At 56.8% G+C, this 23,116-nt stretch carries 19 protein-coding genes and 1 pseudogene; 2 read left to right on the top strand and 18 right to left on the bottom strand.

The genetic code is table 11. The features are described from left to right. Both IHN22_RS07895 and IHN22_RS07890 read right to left on the bottom strand, forming a co-directional pair. On the bottom strand, nt 1-7,190 hold a 7,190-nt coding region (locus tag IHN22_RS07895), incomplete at its 3' end, for an LPD11 domain-containing protein (protein ID WP_191434624.1). A 134-nt stretch (nt 7,191-7,324) separates the two neighbouring features. After that, nucleotides 7,325-7,681, bottom strand: coding sequence for a TnpV protein (locus IHN22_RS07890; protein WP_191434622.1), 357 nt, complete (start codon nt 7,679-7,681; stop codon nt 7,325-7,327). 193 nt (nt 7,682-7,874) lie between these two features. On the opposite strand from IHN22_RS07890, the gene IHN22_RS07885 reads away from it, so the two are divergent. Next, nucleotides 7,875-8,237 (top strand): hypothetical protein, encoded by a 363-nt coding sequence (locus IHN22_RS07885; protein ID WP_148319817.1) that lies wholly within the window; start codon nt 7,875-7,877, stop codon nt 8,235-8,237. A 296-nt stretch (nt 8,238-8,533) separates the two neighbouring features. Here IHN22_RS07885 and IHN22_RS07880 read toward each other — a convergent pair whose 3' ends face one another. The 10 genes and pseudogenes from IHN22_RS07880 to IHN22_RS07835 form a co-directional block, all read right to left on the bottom strand. Further along, a complete protein-coding gene (locus tag IHN22_RS07880) occupies nt 8,534-9,190 on the bottom strand; it encodes a YodL domain-containing protein (protein ID WP_191434620.1) in 657 nt (218 codons plus the stop codon). Beyond that, on the bottom strand, nt 9,187-9,786 hold the full coding sequence (locus IHN22_RS07875; protein ID WP_087266606.1) for a hypothetical protein: 600 nt from the start codon (nt 9,784-9,786) through the stop codon (nt 9,187-9,189). The genes IHN22_RS07880 and IHN22_RS07875 overlap by 4 nt, the downstream gene beginning before the upstream one ends. Nucleotides 9,787-9,788: 2 nt before the next feature. Then, nucleotides 9,789-10,592: a hypothetical protein gene (locus IHN22_RS07870; protein ID WP_191434619.1), complete on the bottom strand. Its 804-nt coding sequence runs from the start codon at nt 10,590-10,592 to the stop codon at nt 9,789-9,791. A 58-nt stretch (nt 10,593-10,650) separates the two neighbouring features. Beyond that, on the bottom strand, nt 10,651-10,968 hold the full coding sequence (locus IHN22_RS07865) for a hypothetical protein (protein WP_087266610.1): 318 nt from the start codon (nt 10,966-10,968) through the stop codon (nt 10,651-10,653). Between the two features lies 1 nt (nt 10,969). Next, nucleotides 10,970-11,911: a ParB/RepB/Spo0J family partition protein gene (locus IHN22_RS07860; protein WP_087266612.1), complete on the bottom strand. Its 942-nt coding sequence runs from the start codon at nt 11,909-11,911 to the stop codon at nt 10,970-10,972. Then, nucleotides 11,868-12,677 (bottom strand): ParA family protein, encoded by an 810-nt coding sequence (locus IHN22_RS07855; protein WP_087266614.1) that lies wholly within the window; start codon nt 12,675-12,677, stop codon nt 11,868-11,870. The genes IHN22_RS07860 and IHN22_RS07855 overlap by 44 nt, the downstream gene beginning before the upstream one ends. Before the next feature lie 264 nt (nt 12,678-12,941). Then, nucleotides 12,942-13,370, bottom strand: a complete 429-nt coding sequence (locus IHN22_RS07850) for a replication initiator protein A (RefSeq protein WP_207757853.1) — start codon at nt 13,368-13,370, stop codon at nt 12,942-12,944. 381 nt (nt 13,371-13,751) lie between these two features. Continuing rightward, a pseudogene (locus IHN22_RS07845) lies at nt 13,752-13,949 on the bottom strand (RNA polymerase subunit sigma-70); the annotation flags it as partial. A 71-nt stretch (nt 13,950-14,020) separates the two neighbouring features. Beyond that, a complete protein-coding gene (locus IHN22_RS07840) occupies nt 14,021-15,169 on the bottom strand; it encodes a transglutaminase domain-containing protein (protein ID WP_191434617.1) in 1,149 nt (382 codons plus the stop codon). Nucleotides 15,170-15,283: 114 nt separating this feature from the next. Beyond that, nucleotides 15,284-16,090 (bottom strand): MerR family transcriptional regulator, encoded by an 807-nt coding sequence (locus tag IHN22_RS07835; protein WP_191434615.1) that lies wholly within the window; start codon nt 16,088-16,090, stop codon nt 15,284-15,286. A gap of 75 nt (nt 16,091-16,165) precedes the next feature. On the opposite strand from IHN22_RS07835, the gene IHN22_RS07830 reads away from it, so the two are divergent. Beyond that, nucleotides 16,166-17,512: an MATE family efflux transporter gene (locus IHN22_RS07830; protein WP_242955352.1), complete on the top strand. Its 1,347-nt coding sequence runs from the start codon at nt 16,166-16,168 to the stop codon at nt 17,510-17,512. A gap of 50 nt (nt 17,513-17,562) precedes the next feature. Here the strand turns inward: IHN22_RS07830 and IHN22_RS07825 are convergent, their stop codons facing one another. The 6 genes from IHN22_RS07825 to IHN22_RS07800 all read right to left on the bottom strand — a co-directional run. Continuing rightward, nucleotides 17,563-18,390 (bottom strand): Cof-type HAD-IIB family hydrolase, encoded by an 828-nt coding sequence (locus IHN22_RS07825; protein WP_191434613.1) that lies wholly within the window; start codon nt 18,388-18,390, stop codon nt 17,563-17,565. Beyond that, a complete protein-coding gene (locus IHN22_RS07820) occupies nt 18,387-19,334 on the bottom strand; it encodes a transketolase family protein (RefSeq protein WP_087187983.1) in 948 nt (315 codons plus the stop codon). Before IHN22_RS07820 ends, IHN22_RS07825 begins: the two co-directional genes overlap by 4 nt. Before the next feature lie 3 nt (nt 19,335-19,337). After that, a complete protein-coding gene (locus IHN22_RS07815) occupies nt 19,338-20,183 on the bottom strand; it encodes a transketolase (protein ID WP_087187982.1) in 846 nt (281 codons plus the stop codon). A 239-nt stretch (nt 20,184-20,422) separates the two neighbouring features. Then, complete coding sequence (locus IHN22_RS07810) at nt 20,423-21,385, bottom strand: phosphotriesterase family protein (RefSeq protein WP_191434611.1); 963 nt, start codon at nt 21,383-21,385, stop codon at nt 20,423-20,425. Between the two features lies 1 nt (nt 21,386). Continuing rightward, complete coding sequence (locus IHN22_RS07805) at nt 21,387-22,271, bottom strand: 3-keto-5-aminohexanoate cleavage protein (RefSeq protein ID WP_191434609.1); 885 nt, start codon at nt 22,269-22,271, stop codon at nt 21,387-21,389. Between the two features lie 104 nt (nt 22,272-22,375). After that, nucleotides 22,376-23,116, bottom strand: a 741-nt coding sequence (locus tag IHN22_RS07800) for an enoyl-CoA hydratase/isomerase family protein (RefSeq protein WP_191434607.1), incomplete at its 5' end; no start/stop codon positions are given.

Here is a 23,116-nt window from a genome sequence, read left to right as displayed (position 1 = left end):
AGGGCCTGCTCATAGTCCTTCAGGCGGCTCTCCAGGCCCTCCAGGGCGTTGTCTATGCGCTGGAGGTTGCCATAGGTGTCTGTGCCCAATGTGACCGTGTGGCGCAGCTCATGACACAAGGCAAGCTGGTATTCCCGCCGGAAGGTGTCAAAGGACAGCTCCATGGTGAAGCCACGATAGGCACCGATGACAACGGCCTCTGGGCTAGTCATGGCTTTGCACGCCTCCAGGATCGCCGCGCCAGCGCCCTTTTTCTCGGTATATTCCGTTCCATGAAGCACCATGGGCGAGAAGCCATCTGGGTTGGGCTTTGTTTCTTCGGCCAGGTGTGCCATATCTTTTTGATAACCGGCAATTCGCTGCTCCAACCCGGCAATCTTTTGCGGAAATTCTTTGAAAATCTGATCTTCCAGGCTGTATTTCTGACTGAGGTGGTTGGCCTTCAGCAGCTTCAGCCGCCCCACGTCAATATCCAGATCCATCTTCTCCTTGATGTAGGGGTTGCCGGTACACAGGGCCTTGATTTCCGCATAGCTTAGGGCCGTTTCGTCAATGTCATCGGCAGAGCGGACAGGGGATTTGCTGGTCATGATCTGGCCGATGAACTTCTGCTTGCTCTCTACCAGCTGGTAGAGATAGCTGTCAAAGGTGTTCTCCGTCACATAGGTGTAGATTTCAACCTCCTTGTTCTCGTTGCCCTGGCGGATGATGCGGCCCTCCCGCTGCTGGAGATCTGCCGGACGCCAGGGGCAATCCAGATGGTGTAAGGCCACCAGCTTCTTCTGGACATTAGTTCCGGCCCCCATCTTTGCAGTGCTGCCCAGCAGTATTCGGACTTCTCCGTTACACACCTTGCCGAACAGTTCCTTTTTCTGCTGCTCGGTGTTGGCGTTGTGGATGTAGGCGATCTGCTCGGCGGGGATGCCTTTGGCAATCAGTTTGTCTCGCAGATCATCGTACACGTTGAAGCTGCCGTCGTTTTTGGGAGTGGAGAGGTCACAGAAGGCAAGCTGGGTGGACTTCCAAGCAGCGGTGCGCTGCCAGATCTCATAGATGTTGTCGGCGCAGGCGCTGACCTTGCCAGTATCGCTGTCCGGCAGCAGCGGATTAACCAGCCGCTGATCCAGCGCCAGTTTACGGCCATCGTTGGTAATCATGAGCATATTGTCCTGGCTGCTGTCCACCATCTTATTGCGGACACGCTCGGCCCGCGCACTGAGGTCTGCCACCATCTCCTTTTGATGTTCGGAGGGTTTCAGCACCACATGGTGGTAGTTGGCCTTGGGCACGGGGAGATTGAGCATATCAGCCGTTTGAATATCTGCGATTTCTTTGAACATACTCATCAATTCCGGCAAATTGTAGAACTTGGCAAACCGGGTCTTGGCCCGGTAGCCGGTGCCCTCCGGGGCCAACTCTATGGCGGTCACTGTCTCGCCAAAGGTGGAGGCCCAGGAATCAAAATGCAGAAGATCATTCCCTTGCAGGGTATCGTGCTGGAGGTATTTCTGCATGGTATACATCTCCACCATGGAGTTGGAGATAGGGGTGCCGGTGGCAAAGACCACGCCACGGCCCCCGGTCAGCTCATCCAGGTAGCGGCACTTCATGTAGAGGTCGCTGGACTTCTGTGCTTCCGTCTGGCTGATGCCGCCCACATTACGCATTTTCGTGTAAGCGGCCAAATTTTTGTAATTATGTGCCTCGTCGATGAAAAGCCTGTCCACACCCAGCTCCTCAAAGGTCACGATGTCATCTTTGCGGCTCTGGTCGTTGAGCTTATCCAGCTTGGCCTTCAAGCCCTTTTTGGTGCGTTCCATCTGCTTGATGGAGAAGTTGTCCCCGTTGCTCCGCTTCAGGTCACTGATGCCGTCTAAAACCTCCCTCAGCTGCTCCTCCAGGATAGCCCGCTGCCGCTCCAGCGACATAGGGATTTTCTCCAGCTGGGAGTGCCCGATGATGATGGCGTCGTAGTCGCCGGTGGCAATGCGCCCGCAAAACTTCTTGCGGTTTTTCGGCTCAAAGTCCTTTTTTGTGGCCACGAGAATGTTGGCAGAAGGGTAGAGCTGGAGATATTCAGCGGCCCACTGCTCAGTCAGATGGTTGGGGACGGCAATGAGAGATTTGCTGCACAGCCCTAGCCGCTTGCTCTCCTGTGCGGCGGCGACAATTTCAAACGTTTTTCCAGCCCCCACTACGTGTGCCAACAAGGTATTCCCACCGTAGAGAATGTGGGCGATGGCGTTCACTTGGTGCCGCCGCAGGGTGATTTCGGGGTTGATACCCACAAAGTTCAGGTGACTGCCATCGTACTCACGGGGCCGGATGGAGTTGAAGGTTTCATTGTAGAGCTTGCAGAGCCGTTCCCGGCGCTCCGGGTCTTTCCAGATCCAATCGGCAAAGGCTTGTTTAATCAGCTGCTGCTTGGACTGAGCGATGGCGGTTTCCTTTTTATTGAGCACCGCCGTCTTATGGCCATCAGCGTCCTCCACATAGTCGAAGATCCGCACATCTTTCAGATTGAGGGTTTCCTCGACGATCTTGTAGCCGCTGATGCGGTTGGTGCCGTAGGTGTTGTTGGCCTTGATACTGGAGCGGTCGTAGCTTTTACCCTCGATGTTCCAGTTGCCGGTCATCTTGAAGTAATGCACCTTGATGTTGAAGCGGGCATAGTTGGGGGTGTCGAACAGCTCAAACATGAACCGTGCCACATCTTCCGGCGGGAGCCAGGTGGCACCAAGGCGCACGGAGATCTCACTGGCGGTAAGATCCACCGGCTGCACGGCTTTCAGGGCCTTGGCATTGACACGGAACCGGCTGTCGGCTTCCGCAGCCTCCTCCGCCTGCCGCAGCTTCTGCCGGACATTGCCGGAAAGGTATTCGTCCGCTGTCACATAGATAGGCTTCCCCTCATCATCCACCTTGTCGGGAAGCTGAAACATCACCCCATGAAGTTCTTCCACCAGGGTTGCCTCGTCTTTTCCGGTCAGGTTGGTCATATAGGGGATGTCAATGCAGGCTTTTTCTGCCAGAGACAGTGCCAGAGCCTCCGATGCGGTGTCCACCCGGCTGACATTGACCTTTTGCTTGATGGTGCGCTTGGTAAACATATCCGCTTTGCGGATGAAGTTGCCGTCGCTGTCCGTAACCTCCAGAGAGGTCAGGAGGAAATAGGAGTTATCCGAGTGGAAGGCGGAGTTATTGGCCCGCTGGGAGATACGGCCATACCTCTCCACAAAGGTGTCATATAGGCCGTTCAGCCGCTGCTGCTCGGCGCTGATGACGTAATCCGGGTAATCCTCGGTCTGGTACTCAATGAGCTGCCGCACACAGTCCCGCAGGCCGATCAAGCCTTTGATGCGCCCCAGGGCGGTGGTGGACACCTCCACCGGATTCATGCGGCTGTTTTCTCGGTAGTAGACCTCTCCATCCACGATAGTATAGGAGAAGTTGCGCACGGTGGGGTCTGCCGGGATGGAGCGATCCTCCTCCAGCTCGTCCGCCTCCTCACGCTCATACTCCTGGATGGAGCCGCCAATGTTGCCGATGGCAGAAGTCAGCAGGTCGGAGAGTTCTTGGCCCTCGAAGGGGATACAGGCCGTCTCAGGCCCATAGGGGCCGCTGACCTCCTGCATCTCACCCAGAATCATTTCCGGGTGGTCAATGAAATACTGGTTCATCTTGAGGCCGTTTTCATTGACACCAAGATGCACCCAGTCGGGTTCAATATCTATGAGAGAATCTCTCTTTTGCAGGAACAGAATATCAGACGTGACCTCCGTGCCAGCAGCGCCCTTGAAGGTGTCATTGGGCAGGCGGATGGCACCCAGCAGGTCGGCCCGCTGAGCGATGTATTTGCGCACCGCAGGGTTTTCCTTGTCCAGGGTGCCTTTGCTGGTGATGAAGGCCACGATACCACCGGGGCGTACCTTGTCCAGGGTCTTGCCAAAGAAGTAGTCGTGGATCAGAAAGTTATGCTTGTCATAGCGCCGGTCGGCCACCTTGAAGTTGCCAAAGGGGATGTTGCCGATGGCCACATCGAAGAAGCTGTCCGGCAGGTTGGTCTTTTCGTAGCCCTGGATGGTTACAGAGGCGGTCTGGTAGAGCTGCTGGGCAATCCGTCCGCTGATCTCGTCCAGTTCAACGGCATAGCGCCTGGAGCCAGACATACGCTCCGGTATCATGCCCAGGAAGTTGCCGGTGCCGCAGGACGGCTCCAACACGTTTCCTGTCTCAAATCCCATCTGCTCCAGGGCCTGATACATGGAACGGATGACCACCGGGGGCGTGTAGAAGGCGGTCAGGGTGGATTCTCTCGCTGCCTCGTATTCCTCCGGGGAAAGCAGGTTTTTCAGCTCCAGGTAGTTGTGGTTGGTTTCTTCAAAGCAGTCCGCCAGTCCGCCCCATCCCACATACCGGGAAAGAACCTCCTGCTCCTCCGGTGTGGCCAGCCGCTCCTCGCTCTCAAGCTGCTTCAAGAGCCGGATGGCGGCGATGTTGTTCTGGTAGCGTTGGCTGGGTGTCCCAACCCCAAGGGCATCATCTGTGATGTGGTGGTCATGGCGGTCTGTTTGCTCCGGGTAGAGGACATTGGAAAGTGCTGCGGTACGGGATTTTTTGGGTTCCTTGGGCGGCTCCAGCGGGGCCGGATTTTCCAGGTAGGCCCGGATAGTGCCGATGTACTCCATTCGCAGGATGGGAAATCCCGCCGACTGCGAAAAGGTCAGGTCGGTCAACTCCACCTGATTGGTGGCAAGATCTACGCTGTGTACCCGGTATCTGCACCCATCCTGCTCAAATTCAGTTTCACCGGGGATCAGGTTGGCCTGGGCGTATTCCTCATTGGTCAATTCGTGCTGAACCGCAGGAGCCGCCTGGGAAAGCTGGCCCTTTTCATCCAGGGCCGGGTGAAGGATAGCTTGTACCTGTTCCCGAAGGCCGGGAGTATCCTTCAGCTGCGCCTCGTTGATCCACTCATACGCCTCATCCCAAGTCTTAAAGACTGATGGGTACCCAAATTCCCCTGCGGAAAATGTGATCTCCGATCTTCCTTCCCATAGGGTGAACAGGAAACCGGCGGTTTCCATGGCCTGAACGATAATTTTCTCCCTGTCTGAGAGGGTATCAATGACGGCCTGTTTTTTTGCGGCCTGTTCCGCCTCCCACGCCTTTACCTCGGCTTCCAGGTCGGGAAGCGGCTCCGCTTGTCCCTGCTCCGGGACTAGATGCTCCAAAGCGTTTTCCCTGACCTGAGCGTGTGCTGCCGGGTCAGGGTACTCTCCGATAATGCGAAGGTAACGCTCCTCCTTCAGGTCATAGACAGCAGCACCGTCATAACGAAAGCCATCATCCTCCATGGTGCCGTCCACATACCCCTGGGCCACTCGCTCCGCTTCTTCCAGGGTCTGATAATCCAACCGCTCATCAAAGCCGTTCTCAAAGTGGTGGTAGACAGCCACCTGATACCGGGCGGCCATGCGGTCGGCGTAATCCTCGATCTGCTCCCTGGTGAGCCAGTTCGGTTTTTCGGGCAGAGCATCGTACAACTCCCGCATTTTGTGGATCTGTGCGGACACATTTCCGGCCCATAGGTGCTTCTCGTTTCGATGGCCTTCTCCCAGAAAATACTCACAGTCGGTGCGCAGCCGGTCAAGCAGGCGATAGTTGCCGCTGTAATCCCGTGTATCAGTGGGCTGTGCCTGTTCCTGGGGCATATCAGGCAGGAAATATTGTTCGTTGAGTGGATTTTCCTCCAGTTTCCGATCAAAGTCAGCACGGGGGAACTCTTGGGTGAACAGCGGAAATTCCGGGTCGTAAAGCGTGACGGTAGTTTCCCCAAGAGACTGCATCTCATAGGGTTTTGTGCCGATGTAGACCGTACTGCCCAAGGGAATCTGATACCGGCGGGGGCCGCTGAACCGCTCCATGACTGTTTCACGGCGCTCCGTTGCCCCTGCGGGCAGGGAGGAAACAAGGACATCATGGTTGCGCCGCATCCGGTTGGTGTAGTGCTCCAGCCGGTGAGCGGGAAGGCCGCACATTTCCACTCGGCCAACCCCAGGGACGGGGCGGGTGGTCAGGGTCAGTCCCAGCTCCGGCGCAAGGGCCTTGGCATCCTCTCCATACAGCTCATAGAAATCTCCCACCTGAAACAGCACCACATGGTCGGGGTATCGTTCCTTGATGATGTTGTACTGCATGGGGGCAGGTTCCTGGCCCTCCGGTACAACCTGGCTGGCAAGTTCATCTTCATACTCCCACATGGCCTCCGGGGAGAGATAGAGATCCTTACGCACCAGATTCTCAACACGCTGGGCGACTTTCACCCAGGAAAGCTGAATTTCCGGGCAGTTCCGTTTGGTGAAACGGATACCCTTGCTGTCGTAGTCCTCGTGGCTGTATCCAGACCTGGACAGAGCGTGGGAGTGACCACCTGTGCCGTACTCCTTCCGCAGGAAGTCCGCCTTTTCCTTGGTGTCGTGCGGCTCCTGAAAGAAGCCGTAGATCCGCTTCGGCCCGCCCTCAAAGTGGCTTCCGCCAGAAAGGGCCTCGTCAATCTCGTCCTCCGTGATAAAGGGCATGATGGCGGGCAGTTCCGTCAAGGTGGTGCTGAAGGTCTTGCGGGGCAAGTCCAGTTCCTCCAGGCGGTTCAGTACACCACGAAAATCGTGGTAGTGAAAGCGCATGATAGAGCGATCTTCCTGATAGGCGGCAAGAAATGTCCGGTATTCGTTCAGCAGAGTTTTTCGGAAGTCCGGGTCTGCCAGAAGGTCGGAAAGGCGGGGTTGATCTTTCGGAAGGTCCAACCATTTTGCTCCGTCGGTCAGGCAGGGAAGGAAATCATTCGGGTGATCTTCCCGGTTTAGGTCACGGTACAGATAAATCAGACTTTCCGCCAAAAGGCTGCGCTCATACCCGTCGGCCTCCAACAGCTCCACGTTGCTGGCAAACTGACCGGCCTCCAGCAGCTCTCCGATGCGCTGGGCCACACTCTCCCAGGGGATGACCTGGGCGTTGGCTTCATATCTGGCCCGATCTCCATTGGCAAGGTGGATGCCGTCCTCGTCATACCATGCGGCCATGGGGCCGTGCTCCGTGGTGATGCCGTTGCCGCCGTGATAGAGGGCCTGGAGGCGGGTGATCATAAGGGGCAGGGGAATGTCCATCTGAAACAGATGGATCACCCTCATCCGCAGCTGATCCGTATTGCCGCCGTAGCGCAGGAACTGGTCAACCGCTTGCTGTCCAACAAAAAAAGCGGAGGATGTAGGCAATACATTCTCCGCTTCCGTAGGTGCGTTATGAACTTGTTCCGCTGGGGGGATTAGCTGTAAATCAGCTGCCGGAGTACCACTTCCTCCGCCGATGCCTTGAAGTTGTTCATGGCCTGTACCCACGCCATCTGATTGGTGGCCTTCATCTCCTCGTCCACCCGGTTCTGCTGTGCCAGCTCTCTCGTCAGCTGCTCTACCATCTCGGTGGCCCTCCGGTCGATGTCCATCAGGTGCCCGTCCAGCTTGCCCGCCAGCAGCAGCCGGTCGTACAGCATCGCCTTGTTCTCCTTCAGGTACGTCTTGTGTAGCATCCCGTACTTGCCCATCGGGGCTTCCTCCGTCTCCGGCAAGGTCAGGTCGGGATACAGGTACTCCCCGATCTGTGTGTAGGTCAGTTCCTCGGTCATAGATTTCATTCTCCTTTCGTGCCGCCCTGGGTTGTTCCTCTGTGGCTCTATCATACACAGGGTTTCGCTGCTTGGCAAATTTTGCAGTGCGCTCCTGCTGCTGAATGGTGCGCCCAATCTCCAGCAGCACCATTTTTGAGATGGAATTGGAGGCGTTGCCCAGAACAGATACCGTTTCATAGGTAGAGAAATCGTGGATGAATTCAAAATCCGTCTCATCGAAGTAGCGGTCTGCGTCATAGCCGCAACGGGTCAGCACCGTGTAGGCAAGGCTGTTTGCCAGCAGGGTTTTCAGCCGCACGGAGAGATTCAGGTCATCCAAATCTTCCAGGAAGCTATCCTCCCTGGTGTTGCGCAGTTCTTCCAGATAATCGGTCAGATTGTCCTCCGCAATCGCCTGGCTCATGGAACAGATCTGTTCCACGAAAGAGACGCCGGGTTCTCGCTCCACCTCAAAGCTGTTGCTGATGGATTCCAGCACAGCCTCCTCATAAGCGGGTTCCATCTGCCAGAGCTGCGGCTCCTGGGGGCGGTGACGTCCAGGGTGCGTGTCTGATACATTAAAGACATACTTGAGCCGGGTCTTGTGGCCGGAGTCATCCAACAGGGCAATGCCCCTGCTGCCCCGGTTTACCCAGCGATCCATCCGACTGTTCCAGAACTCAATGGTGGCACAGGCGGTGGCGTCGGGCCGCTGGACATGGATCAGAAGCTGATCCCGGAAGGGGTATTTATAAATCCTGGCGGCAGTTTTTAAGTACCGCTGCCAGTTCCCACGCACAGAGGCCAGTTCCAGGGTTTTCTTCTGGCTGAACTCCGTGACGATTTGCAGCTTGCTCGCCATGTTTCCTCCTATCGTTCAAATTCATGCTTGTGCTTGTTCTTTTCCGGCTTGTTCTGCTGGGGAAGCTGCGCCGCAAAGCTGTCGGGCAGCTCCTGGAATTTTTCGGCCTCCACATAGTAGGCGGCCTGCTTGCCACTTTGATTGACCAGCAGAATATCGCTGTCGCAGAGAGCGCGGAGGGTGCCGCCTCCGGGCCAGTGCTCCATGCCGTGCTTTTTGCGAAGATCCTCCAGCGTGGTTCCAGGGCCGAGGTTGCCACGATACACACAGCGGTAATCGGCGGGCCTGATTCGCCCCTTGGCCCGTTCATAGGCGCAGCAGAAGTAATCCGTCTTGATGACATCTTTGATCTGGTAGAGTGCGTAGGTGTCGCAGCAGTCCTGCTCTCTCGGATGCTCCGGCAGGTAGGTGTAGCCGTTGCGCCACGCCATTTCCGCAAACTCCATGATGTGAAAGCCGCACTGCCCTATGTAGATGTGGTAGTCATCGATGTAGGAGCACTGCTGCTTCATCTGAGTGCCGTCCGGCTTTGTCATAATGATGCTGCTGTGGTTAGGCAGGCGAAAGAGCGTGTTGTAGTTGCAGTCCACAAACCGCATATCCCGTACCCCATTCGGATTGGGAAAGGCGCATACGCCCGCAATGTTGATAGGTTCCTGGCTCATCGTTCATGCCCTCCTCTCGCTTTTTTCGGCGGGGTGCGGTCATGCTCCTTCATCTTTTCCTGCGCCCAATCGGGCAGTTTGGTGAGATCTGCAATCCCCAGGACATCCGAGGCATCCCACCGGCACCGCTCACCAGAAAACAGCTCCTGAAAGTACACGGCTCTGCCTCTTGCTCCTGAGCTGCACCCAAAGCCGCCGACTGCGTACCCAAGCTGGCAATCTGCCGTGCGGTACTCAGCCGCCAAGCTGGTCGGTCTGAGAATCACAAGTTTGCCCTCCAGGGATTCTTTCTCGCCACGCTCACGACAATGCTCGGCTCCTAGCACCTCAATGGGTACAGCACGCTTCTCCCGGAATTCCGCCACCGCCTTTTGCTGCTCCTGCAAACGATTCAGAAAAATTTGCATGATCTCGATATAACTGTCACCGGCAACAGCCTGGGGAAAGATTTTCTCACCCAGCAGGTTATATTGCTGATAACAGGTCATGTAGGGCGTTTCCTTGTCCCTGGGATTGTAGCCCAGAAGCATCATGCGCCCGCCCAAACGGATGGACTGGAGGATTTCGTAATCCCCCGCCATTTCGGGGACAGCCATCTTTAACGCTCCCTTCCTGTGGAATCTTTCTGTTTATGAGTTTCCCGCCGCAAATGGCGATGCAGTGCGTAAAGCATGGTAACGTGTGTTTCAAAGCATTTCATGGCTTCTGCGTACTCTGTAAAGCTCGTATGTGCAGGATTTGGCTTGTGATTTGGTTGCCAGTCCCAAACAGCATACTGGTGGGAATCCTGAGAGTGGAACCCCACTGCAATTTCACGATCTTCCATGCTCACAGATGCCATCATCGTGTAGCCTTTATATTGTTCCGTGGTATGATGGAAAGAGCCGTTCCCCAGGTACAGGGTATAGCTTCCGTTTTGCCCTTGCTGATAAGAGACGGGGATCATAAGCTCTCCTGTGACCAAGTTGGGGTGGTAGGTGTAACCCAGCCGTTCTTCCATCATCATCTTGGGCATAGAGGAAAAGTCGATGTAATAGGCATCCGCCCCCATGATGTGGTAGGTGTGAAGTTTCCCCTTCACTGGGAAATAGGTGGACAAGACGGGATGTTTGATGTGGCCGGTGATGGCAACGCTCTTTTCCTTGGATGCCCTGTCGAGATAGAACTGGGGCTGTGCGCCGGGGACATCCCAGCCGCACATGGAGCCGCAGATCATGGCTTCCAGCTGCGCCAGTGTGATCCCCATGCGGCTGTTGGTGAAGTCCGCAATGTTTTTGTTTCCCTCCCGACTGTCTGTGTTCCACTCGCTGCGGTAGTACCCACGCTCGCCTCGCTTAATCACAATCAGTTCCCCGGTGCTGGGCAGGATAGAACAGCATTGTTCCGGTAGTGCTCCGCTCATTTTGACCTCCTTTTAGGCAACAAAAAACGGCCCTACGAGCCGCTTATCACAACTTGATTTAGTTTTCCGGCTGGTGATTTTCCGGTGCCGGTTTTCCCTGACATGGGGTTCTGTGCAGTATATAACGCACTCCGCTGATATGCCCTTCCGGACTGTATTCCCGGTGCCGCTCCACATAGCCGGCTTTCTCCAGCTCACGAACGGCATTGCCAACCGCCTCGATCCCATCCCGGCTCAGTTCTGCCAAATTGCGGACAGTGAAATTCCAGGTCGGTTCCTGAAGCAGCATGATAGAGAATAAACCCTTTGCCTTCAAGGAAAGGGTTTCGTTCTCTAAATGATGCTCCCGCATAAGAATCTGATCCATCTCGTTCATATCATCGCTCCTGTTCCCGCATTTTCTTTCTCTGCCACTGATCCAGGAGCCGGATAATTACTTCTTCCATCTGCTTGGGGGTATAGCTGGGCGGGAAGTATTTTTGCAGGCGATCATTTTTTAAGGTCACTTTCCGGGCCAGGGACTTGTCCTCCCGAAGAAGCACCTCCATGACATTGGCATCCAGCTTTCCCTCCTCACTCAGTTCCTTAAGACGCTTGGCCTGTCCCAGGCTGGGAGATACCTCATCCCGTTCCATGATGACCAACAGGGCAGTTTGCTCTTTTTCGCTCAGATGGGAAATGTAGTCCGCTGCGGGCGTGACCTTCAAAATCCCGTTGTCCACCTGCTCCAGCAGGGGAGGGATCAGCTTTGTTAGATTTACATACCGCTGTATTTGGGTTGCGCTTTCGCCAACTTGCTCAGCTAAAATATCCTTCGATTTTCCACGGATAAAATGGAGTCCAACTTGGCCCCCATTTTCTTTTGAGGGTCGTCCGGCCTGTCGCTTCATGGCCTCCAACTTCAGGCTGTACGCCCTGGCCTTTTCACTGGGCAGCAAGTCCTCACGGGTGATGTTATAGTCCACCACCAGAATGTCAGCCTCATCGTCCGTGTACTCCCGGATGATAACCGGCAGGCTTTCCAGACCCACCGTCCTGGCGCAATAGTCACGGCGATGGCCGGAGATAATCTCGTAGCCGCCCTCCGTCCGGGGGCGGACGATTAGCGGTTCCGCAACCCCCACCTGCTCGATGCTGTCCATAAGCCGAACCAGATCCGGCGTGGGCCGCTTGATGGAGTATGGCTGTCTGGCATAGGGGTAGATCTCACCGACGGGTATGTTCAGGATGCGCTCGTGGGTGTCCTGCTGCCGTTCCTGCTCACTTTTGAACAGATCATCGAGTGAGGCCAGGCCCATGTTTTTGACGTTGCCTGCCAAGGTTCATCACCTCCCTGGTAAAAGATTCATATGCGCTTGCTACCCGTCCCTCCTTGTCGTGTTCAAAGATGTTTTTGTGCTCCAAGCTGATCTCAGCGGCACGGATAGAACGGGGAATTTCGCTGTGGAACACCCTGCCTCCATAGGCTACCCGGATTTGCTCAATAACGCCACGGGAAAGAGTGGTGCGGCTGTCAACCATCGTCATCAGGATGCCGCCGATCTCCAGTCCGGGATTCAGCTGACGCTTTACCCGCATTACGGTTTTAAGTAATTGCTCTAAGCCCTTGGCGGGCAGGTAGTGAGCCTGTACCGGGATGATAACGCTGTTGGCTGCTGTCAGTGCGTTGATGGTCAGCATCCCCAGGGAAGGCATACAGTCCACGATGGCATAGTCGTAGTCCCTCTGGACGGTAGAGAGATATTGCCGCAAGACCGTCTCCCGGCTCATTGTGTTGACCAGCGTTACCTCGGTGGCGGACAGCTCTATGTTGGCAGGCATCAGATCCACGCCGTCCTGATGGTGCAGAATGCCATCGTGCGGCTCAATGGGCTTATCGGTGATGATCTTCCCCATGACCGTTGCCAGGGTAGGGTTCAGCTCGTCCGGCTGCTCCCAACCGAGAAGTTGGGTGAGATTACCCTGAGCATCTGCGTCAACCAGAAGAACTTTTTTACCTTGCCGAGAAAGACCAATGGCCAAACTTGCTGCCGTGGTGGTCTTGCCGACGCCGCCTTTTTGATTGGCCAGTGCGATTGTGTGCATTTATAACACCTCCGTTTCGATTGTCAGCTTGCCCTTTTGAAGGGCAGGCTCTCTTATTCTTTTTTCGGTATGTATTCTTTCTTTACTCCAGTCAGTATCACTATACTCAGTCTTATTACCCTCGGTTTTTCCGAGGTCTTGACCTCTGATTTCCCGAGGTTTAGAGTTCTGCTTTTCGGAGGTCTTGACTTCTGTTTTTCCGAAGTCTTGACCTCTGTTTTTCGGAAGTCTTGACTTCTGTTTTTCCGAGGTCTTGACCTTCGATTATCCGAAGTCTTGACCTCTGTTTTTCCGAGGTCTTGATTTCGGTCTTTCCGAAGTCTGTTTTTCTCCGGCGAAGTTTTTGACGTAGATCAGGGAGGCCCGTCCTTGACCTTGCCTTACCCGCTCAATCAGACCAACTCCTTTCTTGGTGTCCAATTCGTTGAACAGCTTGATTGCCTTCTCTGTCTTGTACCCAAGCGTCTCCGCAACGTCATCCAGGGTAAATATGATATATACCCGGCCTTGCTCGTCGTGCCACCCGTTCTTCATGGACAGGCTCATGCGGTCAAGCAGGATGCCGTAGAGCAGCTTGGCATCTGTCGATATGCCAGCAAACCGGCTGTCTGTAAAGAGCAGCTTGGGGATACGGTAAAATGAAAACTGTTCTGCTTCATAACCGTAATAATAAGAAAGCTCCACGGAAGCCATAACGATCACCCCCTATCAAAAAAGGAGAGCGTATTCAAAACGCTCTCCTTGAACAAATAATATGATACTGATATATTCGATTTGAAATTCATCGCTCAAGCAAAGGTGATACCATGATTGATGCAGTGAGCGATGTGTGATACAAGGGCCAAAGCAACTTTTCCACAAGCAAAGCCAAGAACCCTTGTCCCACAATGGATTCTCGGGCTTGTCCATATAAAATTCATGGGGGCATCTCCAGCTCTGTATCATGCAGGCAACAAGATACTGGCCTCATAGAGGATGTCCAAATGCCGGTTATAGCCATCCACTCGCACTGAGCCTGACAGTAGCTTTGCACCGCCGCTACACTCGGATTTGTCGTTTGCTTCAACCGTTATTAACAATGTGGGCCACCAGGCGCAGATTGTGCTCGATCAATTTGTTGCGGGCCTCCAGATCGCCCTGAGCAGCCTGTTCCAGATACCGGCGTTCCTCTTCCGCTTTCAGCGGTCGGGGAAAGGAGCCGTTTCCCCCGCCGGACAGGCGAAGGGTAAAGAAAACCTGATTGAGCAGCAGCAGGATCCATGCAGGAATCATTTGTCACACCTCCATGGTCCCACTGTATTCCGACAATGTTTGTCCCTATACGGCAAAGCCTTGTCCCAATCTTATGATTGGGTCAGCCCCTGTATCAGCTCCTTCTGGCCGATCCCCCAGAAATGATCCTGGGAGATTTCCTCTTCCGTTCGGCCAAAATACCTCCACTGGCTCTCATCCGGGCGTCCCGCGTCCCAGGTCGTATCAAAGTAGCGGTATTCACCATCCAGCAGAGCGCAATTCCACATATGCTCCTCCCCTGCTCCGGTACCGGTGACGTTCCAGCAGGGGATGCCGGCCTCTTCGCAAAGCACACGAAACGCCCAGGAAAACCCGCCGCAGATGGCCGTTCCGTTCTGCAATGGTCCGAAAGCTGTCCTGGATTCATAGGGCAGCGTGTCCAGGCTCTGATAATATCGGTAGTCATATGTGGTATTTCCCACAATAAAGCGATAAATAGCCTTAAGCTTTTCCTCATCATCCATGGTATCGGTCAGAATTGTCGCCGCAGTCTCTTTTGCGATGCTCTGGATCTCCTGTATCTTCTCAACACTCTGCTCAATCGTTTCAGAATCGCTTGGAAAAGCTTGGATTGCCGTGGCGTCGCTGTTGAGCGTATACAATATATAGCCATACCCCGCCAACTGCAGAGCCCGCTGCATATCATCTACCAGCAGTTCCGGGTTCCGGATCACAATAGGAATCTCTTCCTCACTAAGAGCGGCGTCCGCCGCCTTCACCAATTCCGCAAGGGTATTGATTTCTACGGCTCCCTCCGGTTCGCCGTCCGGATACCCCAGCTTATACGGCATATACGAAATCTTACAGACCGTCCCCTCCACTCCTTCCGTACATTCCAGGGCGTAGGCATATTTCAGCTCCGGCCGGGCGCTCAACACCTCATTGGACGCGTTCTGGAGCAGAATGGAACGCTCCTGAAAGGGCAGGTCTTCCTGCGTAAAGCGGAAGGTCACTTCCTGCACAAATCCTTCATATGCCCGCTCCAGGATCTGAGTTGCCTTCTCCTGGGTACTCACGGGATAGATCTCATCCATTGGCTCCGGCGAGGCTGGCGCTTCACTTTGCAACGGAGTGGGGGATGGTGTCTCAATGCTGGGACTGTTGGTATCCACGGCATCTGGCTGAGCCTGTGAACAGCCGCTCAGGCACATTGCAGATAAAAGCGTCAGAACAACAGCAGTCGTACCAATTCTTTTCATGTGTATCTCCTCCTGCCAAATGCTGCATCTGACGGGAGTCCCGTCATGTCATAGACGTGCTGCTGCTGTAAAAAGTTTCTTGTCCTGCCTTGAGGCACCATATCAAATCCAGGGTCACAGGGCACAGACCCGCACCTGAAGTTCAGTAACATACTCCTCCGGGCGGTTGGTGTCATGGGCGTCGATGCGGTAGAGCTCCAGTGGCGCCCCCTCTGGTATCCGCCCAGCCTCCTGGATTCCCGTCAGCAGCGTTCCCAGATGCTCCTCCATCCGATCATATTCGCCCCGATAGTACAGCCGGGCATATTCACCTCCGGGCAGTATATCATCGTAGGGCAGTCCAGAGCTGGTGAGGAAAAAGACCCGAGAAAAATGATTGAAGATCCCTTTTTTCAGACTTTCCTCGTCCACCTGGGCCCCCATACATTGGCTGCCAATGACCTGGATGTAATCCTGATGCCGCTGCTCCAGCCGCTTGAGCTGGAAGTCCACTTCCTTCTCCAGAATAAAATCCTTTTCCAGAAAGACGTAGGGCCGCTCCGGCTCCCGGACAAGCTCTACATATCCGGCCTCCACCGTGCGGTAGCGCTCCAGCCGCGCCCGCCGTTCCGTCGCCTCTTTCCGGGCGGCCTCCAATTCCTCCATCCGACGCTTGAGCAGCGCCTCCTCCCGGTCCAGCAGTTCCAGGGTCTCCCCCACACTCCGCCGCTTCAGATAAGCGCCAATCTCCCGGGTGGGCAGATCCAGCTCCCGCAGTGAGCGAATGATATTCAGAGTACACACATCCTGGATACCGTACATCCGGTAGCGGTTCTCTCCCCGCACCGGGTGGAGCAGCCCCTTCTCCTCATAATAGCGCAGAGTATCAGGACACAAGTCGAATAATTTGGCCAACTCATGGATCTGATAAAATTCTTTCAACTTTTTTGCCTCCCTCTCTTGACTTTCGGATGGTACGAGGGTTTATCATATCCCCAGTAAGAGGAGGTTTTACCCGTGAATCTGGTCGCCAAGTTTTTCAAGTTTACCATTCCATCCATCGTCTCTATGTGGATCTTCTCCCTGTACACCATGGTGGACGGCATTTTCGTTGCTCACGGCGTGGGCAGCCACGCTCTGGGGGCAGTGAATCTGTCCATGCCATTCGTGTCGCTCATCTTCACCATCGGCATCCTGCTGGCCACCGGCACCTCCACCGTCCTGTCCCTGGCGCTGGGACAGGGAGATGAGGAGAAAGCCCGCAACTACTTCAATCAGAACCTGGCAGTGGTCATTGTTCTGTCTCTGGTCCTGACGGCAGTCGTGCTGCTGAACCTGGAGCGCGTAGCTCTGTTCCTGGGCGCCACTGGGGACCTGCTGCCGCTGGTAAAGGAATATGTAGGTATTATCGCCTGCTTCTCCGTCTTTTTTACCGTGTCTTACAACCTTGAGGTTCAGGTGAAGGCAGACGGCGCCCCCCACGTCAGCACCATCGGCGTACTGTCCTGTGCCATTATGAATGTGGTGCTGGACTATGTGTTTGTGATGCACTTCCACTGGGGCGTGTGGGGTGCGGCTCTGGCCACCGGCTTGTCTCAGGTCACCTCCACTGTGATCTTTGTCATCTACTTCGTGCGCCACCCCAACCCTCTGCGCTTTGGCCGTTTCAAGCCCGACTTCGGGGCCTACCGCCGGATCATTCCTCTGGGCACCTCCGACGGACTCAGCGAGTTCTCCAACGGCCTGGTCATTTTTCTGTTCAATCAGACTATCCTGCAGGTGTCCGGCGAGGCCGCCCTCACCTCGTACACCATCATCAGCTATGTCAACACTCTGGTGCTCATGACCATGATCGGCACTGCCCACGGGGTCCAGCCTCTGTCCAGCTTCTATCTTGGCGCGGGACAGCGGCCCCTGTGCCACAAATTCCTGTCTTACGGCATCAAGCTGGTGGCAGTGGCAGGAGTAGGCTTCTTCATCATCTGCCAGCTGCTGGCCGGTCCCATTGTAGGCCTCTTTCTGGAGCCGGCCGATCCGCTCTTTGGATACACCGTCAATGCGCTCCGGCTCTATGCTCCCGCCTTCCTGCTTATGGGCTTTAACGTCTTGATCTCCGGCTTCTTTACCGCCATAGAGCACCCCTTCCCTGCTCTCACTATTTCCTTTGGCCGAGGCCTGGTGCTCATCTCCGGCTGCCTGGTGGTCCTGTCCAAAGTGCTGGGCGATACGGGCATCTGGCTCTCTCCCCTGTTCTCCGAGGGAATCTGCCTGGTTATCACCCTGTTCTTCCTGCTGCGATACCTTCATAAAATCCGTCAGACCGAACCGGAACAGCAGCCCGACTTCTCTTCCGTCGCCCGCTAAAATCAACTATGAGGAAAAACGGCGCATGACAATGGTCATGCGCCGTTTGATTATGCATTCAGCAGATACTGTTCCACAGCCATACCGACGCCGCCCTCCCGGTTGGTGCCGGTGGTATAGTGTGCAACAGCCTTGGCCTCGTCGCTGGCATTGCCCATAGCAAAGGACCAACCAGCCCAGCCCAGCAGCTCCAGGTCATTGCCGGCATCACCGAAGGCCATCACCTGGTCAGGCCCCAACCCCAGCCGGGCACACAGGGCCTGTACCGCCGAGCCCTTGTTGACACCGGGGGCGGTGAGCTCCATGTTCTCCCCAAAGGAGGTGGTCACCGCCAGGGGGCCGCAGGCCTCTACCGCGTCCAGCAGCTCCTGCCGGCGCTCTGGAGGCACATGGAAGATGTGGATCTTCTCCACCGCCTTGCCCTCCAGGGCGGCGTTCAGGTCCTCCGGAAAGTGGGAGCAGGTCCGCAGCACCTGGGCAAACTCCGGAGACAAGGCGTTGCCCACCACCTGCTCGGTACGGTCGGCCTGGATGTAGTTCTCTCCCTCGCAGTAAACCTCAAAAGGCAGGCCCCAATCCAGCAGCAGGGTGAGGATGGTACGGCGGGCAGCCGGGTCCATGGGCCGGCGGTAAATCCACTCCCCCGTGGCCACATCCAGCACCGCCGCGCCGTTGGACAGCACGGCGTACCGGGTAACGCCAATCTGGGCGTCCACCGCCCGCAGCAGGGACCAGGCCCGACCGCTGGCGATGGTCACCGCCGCCCCCCGCTCTGCCGCCGCCCGGAGAGCGGCCACATTTCTGGGGGGCACGGTGGCGTGGTCGTCGTCCAGCAGGGTGCCGTCCATATCCAGGCAGATCAGTCGGATGTCACTCATTTCTTCAGCTTCAGGGCCTGACGTACCTTCTCGATGATGCCCTCGGTGGTGAGGCCGTAGGCCTCCAGCACCGCCTTGGCAGCGCCGGAGCGGCCGAACTCATCGTTGACGCCATGGCGCACCACAGGCACCGGGCAGTGCTCGGCCAGGAATTCCGCCACAGCGGAGCCCAGGCCGTTGAGAACGGTGTGCTCCTCGGAGGTGACAATGCAGCGGGTCTCCAGGGCAGCCTTCAGCACGATCTCGCCGTCCAGAGGCTTGATGGTGTGCATATCGATGACCCGGACGGAGATGCCCTCCTCCGCCAGCTTTTCAGCGGCAGCATAGGCCATCTGGACCATCATGCCGGTGGCAATGACGGTGACGTCGGTGCCATCCCGCAGCAGAGAGCCCTTGCCCAGCTGGAAGGAGTAGCCGGGCACCTCATCAGTGATGCTGTCTACCGCCAGGCGGCCCAGCCGCAGATAGGCCGGTCCGTCATAGTCCAGCAGAGCCTTTACCGCCAGACGCATCTCGGGGCCGTCGCAGGGAGAGACCACCATCATGTTGGGGATGGTACGCATGAGGGCATAGTCCTCGATGCACTGATGGGTGGCGCCGTCCTCACCCACGGACAGGCCGCCGTGGGAACCCACGATCTTCACGTTGAGACGGGGATAGGCCACGGAGTTACGGACCTGCTCATAGGCTCGACCGGTGGCGAACATGGCAAAAGTATGGGTATAGGGCATTTTGCCGCAGGTAGCCAAACCGGCGGCCACGCCGGTCATGTTGGCCTCAGCAATACCCATGTTGTAAAAACGCTCAGGGTGGGCCTTGGCAAAAAAGGCGCTCTGAGTAGAGCCGGACAGGTCGGCGTCCAGCACCACCAGGTCGGGATACTGGTCGGCCAGCTCGGCCAGGGCCTTACCATATGCCACGCGGGTAGCGATCTTCTCACTCATGGCTTACTTTCCCTCCAGTTCCGCCAGCGTCGCAGCCAGCTCCGCATGGGCCTTTTCATACTGCTCATCATTGGGCGCCTTGCCATGCCAGCCGTAGTCTCCCTCCATGAAGGAGACGCCCTTGCCCTTGATGGTCTTGGCCAGCAGCACGGTGGGCTTGCCCTTGCAGGCAGCAGCGGCGTTAAACGCCTCTTCCAGGGCGTTGAAGTCGTGGCCGTCCACATGGATCACATTCCAGTTGAAGGCCTCAAACTTCTTGTCCAGGGGCTCGGAGGGCATGACCTCAGCCGTGGGTCCGTCGATCTGCAGGCCGTTGACGTCCACAATGGCGCACAGGTTGTCCAGGTGGTACTTGGCCGCAGACATGGCGGCCTCCCACACCTGGCCTTCCTCGATCTCGCCGTCGCCCAGCAGAGCATACACACGATAGTCCTTCTGATCGGCCTTACCCGCCAGAGCCATCCCCACAGCGGCGGAGATGCCCTGACCCAAAGAGCCGGTGGACATATCCACGCCCTTAATGTGATGCATTTCGGCATGACCGGACATCTCGCCCTTGATGGAGCGGAAAAGTTTCAGATCCTCCACGGGGAAAAAGCCCTTCAGAGCCAGATTGGGATAGAGTGCGGGGGTACAGTGTCCCTTGGACAGCACGAAACGGTCCCGGTCAGGGTCCCGGGGATTGGCGGGATCTACCCGCATCACATGACCGTACAGGGTGGTAATGATGTCCATGGAGGACAGGGAGCCGCCGATGTGGCCGGAAGCCGCATCGTGCACCATGTCCATCGCCAGCAGGCGGGCACGGGCGGCTGTGACAGCCAGTGCGTGGACCTTTGACTGTTCCATTCGATTCACCTTTCCATTCTGTGGGCCCGAAGGGCCATATTCTCTGACCTTTAGTATACATTAGAAAACCGTACGTTTCAACCATCGGTTCACACAAAAAGACAGATTGGACCCCTCCCGTCCTTGAGCGTTTGGTACTTTTATCCGCAAAAAAGCGGCAGGCACGGGACCGTGGCTCCGGTCCCGTGCCTGCCTGATGAGGGAAAGGATTTAGTAAGGGGGAAAATAAGGAACAATCATTAGTGACTGGAAGTTCCTTCAAAGAAGGTTCTGGGATTGGCCGTCAGCAGGCCGTCCACCACGGCGGGCTCCAGGCCCCGCTCCCGCAGAGCGGGCAGTACCCGACGGTGGATGAAGGTGAAGTCCTCCTCCAGATGGAGGTAATCGCTGTTTTTGGTGGTCTCCCAGCTGTCCCAGAAGGCCAGATAGGCGGCCAGATCGTGGCTGAGGAGCAGTTTGTTCCCCCAGCCCATTTCGCACAGCCGGGCAATGGTGTCCACCCGGGGCTCCAGCCCCAGGTCCCGGTCGCAGAAGCCGAAGCGGTCCATGCCCAGCCAGCAGCCCCGCTCCAGCATGGCGGTGAGGTATTCCAGCTCGGTGGTGTCGCCGCTGTGACCCAGGATCACCCGGTTTGCGGGCACGCCGCAGCTCTCGAACAGGTCCAGAATCTCCCCGCCGCTGTGGACAGAGGGATCATGGTGGCAGAAGATGGGCAGCCCGGTCTCGGCGGCCACACGGCCGGTGGCGTGGAGTACCTTGTGGAGCAGAGGCGTCACCCCGGCCCGGGCCACGCCCGCCTTCAGGATGCCCGGCTTGCTGTCGGTACCCTGAATACCGTCGGTGCAGTCGCCCATCAGCAGGTCGTAGATCTGCTCCTCATCCCGGAAGCCCAGCCAGGGCTCCTCCTGATAGTAGAAGCCGGTGGAGGCGATGATGTTCAGTCCTGTACGGCGGGCCACATCCCGTATCAAGTGAATGTCACGGCCCAGGTTTACAGGCGTGCCGTCCACCACGGTGGCCACACCCTGCTGTGCTGCCTTGCCCAGCATTCCGCAGGACATCTCGGTCACCTTGTCCGCTTCATAGAAGCGGGAACCGAAGTTCATCCGCATGGACCAGTCGGCACAGGTCAGATGCTCGTGCATCAGCACCTGGCCCAGTTCCGACGTGTCCACCGGGCCCAGTACGCTCTGGATCTTCATATCAGTCGATCCCCAGAGCGGCGCGGACCTTCTCGCCGTCAAAGGCGGGGATGCCCAGGATCTGGCGGGCCTCGGCGGGGGTAGCGGGGGTATTGCCGAAAGCCTTGACAGCGGCCACGGCACGCTCCACCAGCATATGGTTGGTGGCCATGATCTTCTTGCCGTTCTCGTCCACGCCAAAGACCACATTGTCCTCCATGCCCACACGGATGTGGCCGCCCAGGGCCAGGGCCGCGAACATGATGGGCAGGTGACCCTTGCCCACGCCGAAAGCAGACCAGGTGGAACCGGCGGGGATGTGATTTACCAGATAGAGCAGGTTCTCCACGGTGGCAGGCATACCGCCCAGCACGCCCAGGCAGAACTGATAGTGGCAGGGAGTGGGCAGGTGGCCCTTCTTCACAAAGTAGTCGGTAACACCCAGCATACCGGCGTCAAAGATCTCGATCTCCGGCTTGGTGCCCTTCTCCATGTACAGGTCGCCCAGCTGCTGGAGGAACTGGGGGGAGTTGATGAACACACCGCCGGGCATCCAGTTGAAGGAACCAGCGTCGTAGGAGCCCATCTCAATACCGGGCAGCTCCTTGTGGTGAGCCATACGCTCCTCATCGGTGGCAGGATGCTGGGGAGAAGCGCCGGAAGAGGTGCAGTTGATGATGACGTCACAGTTCTTGTGGCTGCGGATCAGGCGGATGGTCTCACGGAACTTCTCCTTGTCCATAGCGCCCAGGCCGTCGTCGGCACGCATATGCAGGTGGACCACAGCGGCGCCCAGCTTCCAGGCGTCATAGGCCTCGTCGGCGATCTGCTGGGGGGTCTCGGGGATCTTGTAACCCGCGGGGGTGACCGCGCCGGTCAGCGCAGCGGTAATGATGGTCTTTGCCATTTCAGTTCCACTCCTTTTTCATGGTTCCGCGCCGGCATCCGGCACGGTTTAGGAAACAGGTATGGGAAAAAGAGGCCGGATACGGCCCCTTCTTCCCTGTTGGATTAAAATTCGTAGCCTTCCGGCTCGTTGCTGTGCTCAAAGACGAAGGGATTCTCGATCTCTCCAGCCTTGACCTTCTGCCACCACTGGTTGGCCTTCTGGGGCATGGTGCGCCAGCTCTCGGCGGTCTGGGGCTGCTCCATGTCGTGGGTGGCGTAACGCCAGTCGTTCACGCGGCTGATGTACTTCTCATCCTGCTGGGCGGAATTCTCGTCGCCCAGCTCCCCGGCGGCCACCCGCAGCAGAGAACCATACTGCTCAGACACGGTGTGCAGCTTCAGGTCCTCCACCAGCAGTTTCTTCAGAGGACGCTTGGCCAGGTTGGACATGATGGTGCGATTCTCGTAGGGCATGGTCTTCCACATCCGGGCGATTTCCCAGGCCCGCTCCAGCACCTTACCCTTGGGCAGCACCTCGTTGACCATGCCCCAGTCCAGCATCTGCTGGGCGGTAAACTGGCGGGAGGTCATCATATAGTAGTTGCCCCGCTTGGTGCCGAAGAAGTGCTGGCACATCAGGCCCATGCCGTCGCCGGGCACCAGGCCGCCCTGAGCGTGAGGCACCTCCATCTTGGTGTCCTCGGAGCACAGGGTGATGTCACACAGCATGGCGGAATCCCAGTGGAAGCCGGGGCCGGGGATGGCGCCGATGGTGGGCACATCCAGATCAAAGATCATGTTCTTGATCAGGTTGGTGTCGTCAAAATACTGATGCTGGAACCGCTCGGTGGGCAGCTTGGAGTA

This window comes from Flavonifractor sp. An112 (assembly GCF_904377885.1).
Classification (GTDB): Bacteria; Bacillota; Clostridia; order Oscillospirales; family Oscillospiraceae; genus Flavonifractor; species Flavonifractor avicola.
Note: the sequence above shows the minus strand (reverse complement) of the source record. Positions and strands in the feature narration are given on the sequence as shown.

Bases quoted from the DNA above. Each gene is read 5' to 3' on its own strand.
- IHN22_RS07890 (WP_191434622.1), bottom strand. From the start codon at position 7,681: ATGACCGAGGAACTGACCTACACACAGATCGGGGAGTACCTGTATCCC.
- IHN22_RS07880 (WP_191434620.1), bottom strand. From the start codon at position 9,190: ATGAGCCAGGAACCTATCAACATTGCGGGCGTATGCGCCTTTCCCAAT.
- IHN22_RS07875 (WP_087266606.1), bottom strand. From the start codon at position 9,786: ATGGCTGTCCCCGAAATGGCGGGGGATTACGAAATCCTCCAGTCCATC.
- IHN22_RS07870 (WP_191434619.1), bottom strand. From the start codon at position 10,592: ATGAGCGGAGCACTACCGGAACAATGCTGTTCTATCCTGCCCAGCACC.
- IHN22_RS07865 (WP_087266610.1), bottom strand. From the start codon at position 10,968: ATGAACGAGATGGATCAGATTCTTATGCGGGAGCATCATTTAGAGAAC.
- IHN22_RS07855 (WP_087266614.1), bottom strand. From the start codon at position 12,677: ATGCACACAATCGCACTGGCCAATCAAAAAGGCGGCGTCGGCAAGACC.
- IHN22_RS07850 (WP_207757853.1), bottom strand. From the start codon at position 13,370: ATGGCTTCCGTGGAGCTTTCTTATTATTACGGTTATGAAGCAGAACAG.
- IHN22_RS07840 (WP_191434617.1), bottom strand. From the start codon at position 15,169: ATGAAAAGAATTGGTACGACTGCTGTTGTTCTGACGCTTTTATCTGCA.
- IHN22_RS07825 (WP_191434613.1), bottom strand. From the start codon at position 18,390: ATGAGTGACATCCGACTGATCTGCCTGGATATGGACGGCACCCTGCTG.
- IHN22_RS07820 (WP_087187983.1), bottom strand. From the start codon at position 19,334: ATGAGTGAGAAGATCGCTACCCGCGTGGCATATGGTAAGGCCCTGGCC.
- IHN22_RS07815 (WP_087187982.1), bottom strand. From the start codon at position 20,183: ATGGAACAGTCAAAGGTCCACGCACTGGCTGTCACAGCCGCCCGTGCC.
- IHN22_RS07810 (WP_191434611.1), bottom strand. From the start codon at position 21,385: ATGAAGATCCAGAGCGTACTGGGCCCGGTGGACACGTCGGAACTGGGC.
- IHN22_RS07805 (WP_191434609.1), bottom strand. From the start codon at position 22,271: ATGGCAAAGACCATCATTACCGCTGCGCTGACCGGCGCGGTCACCCCC.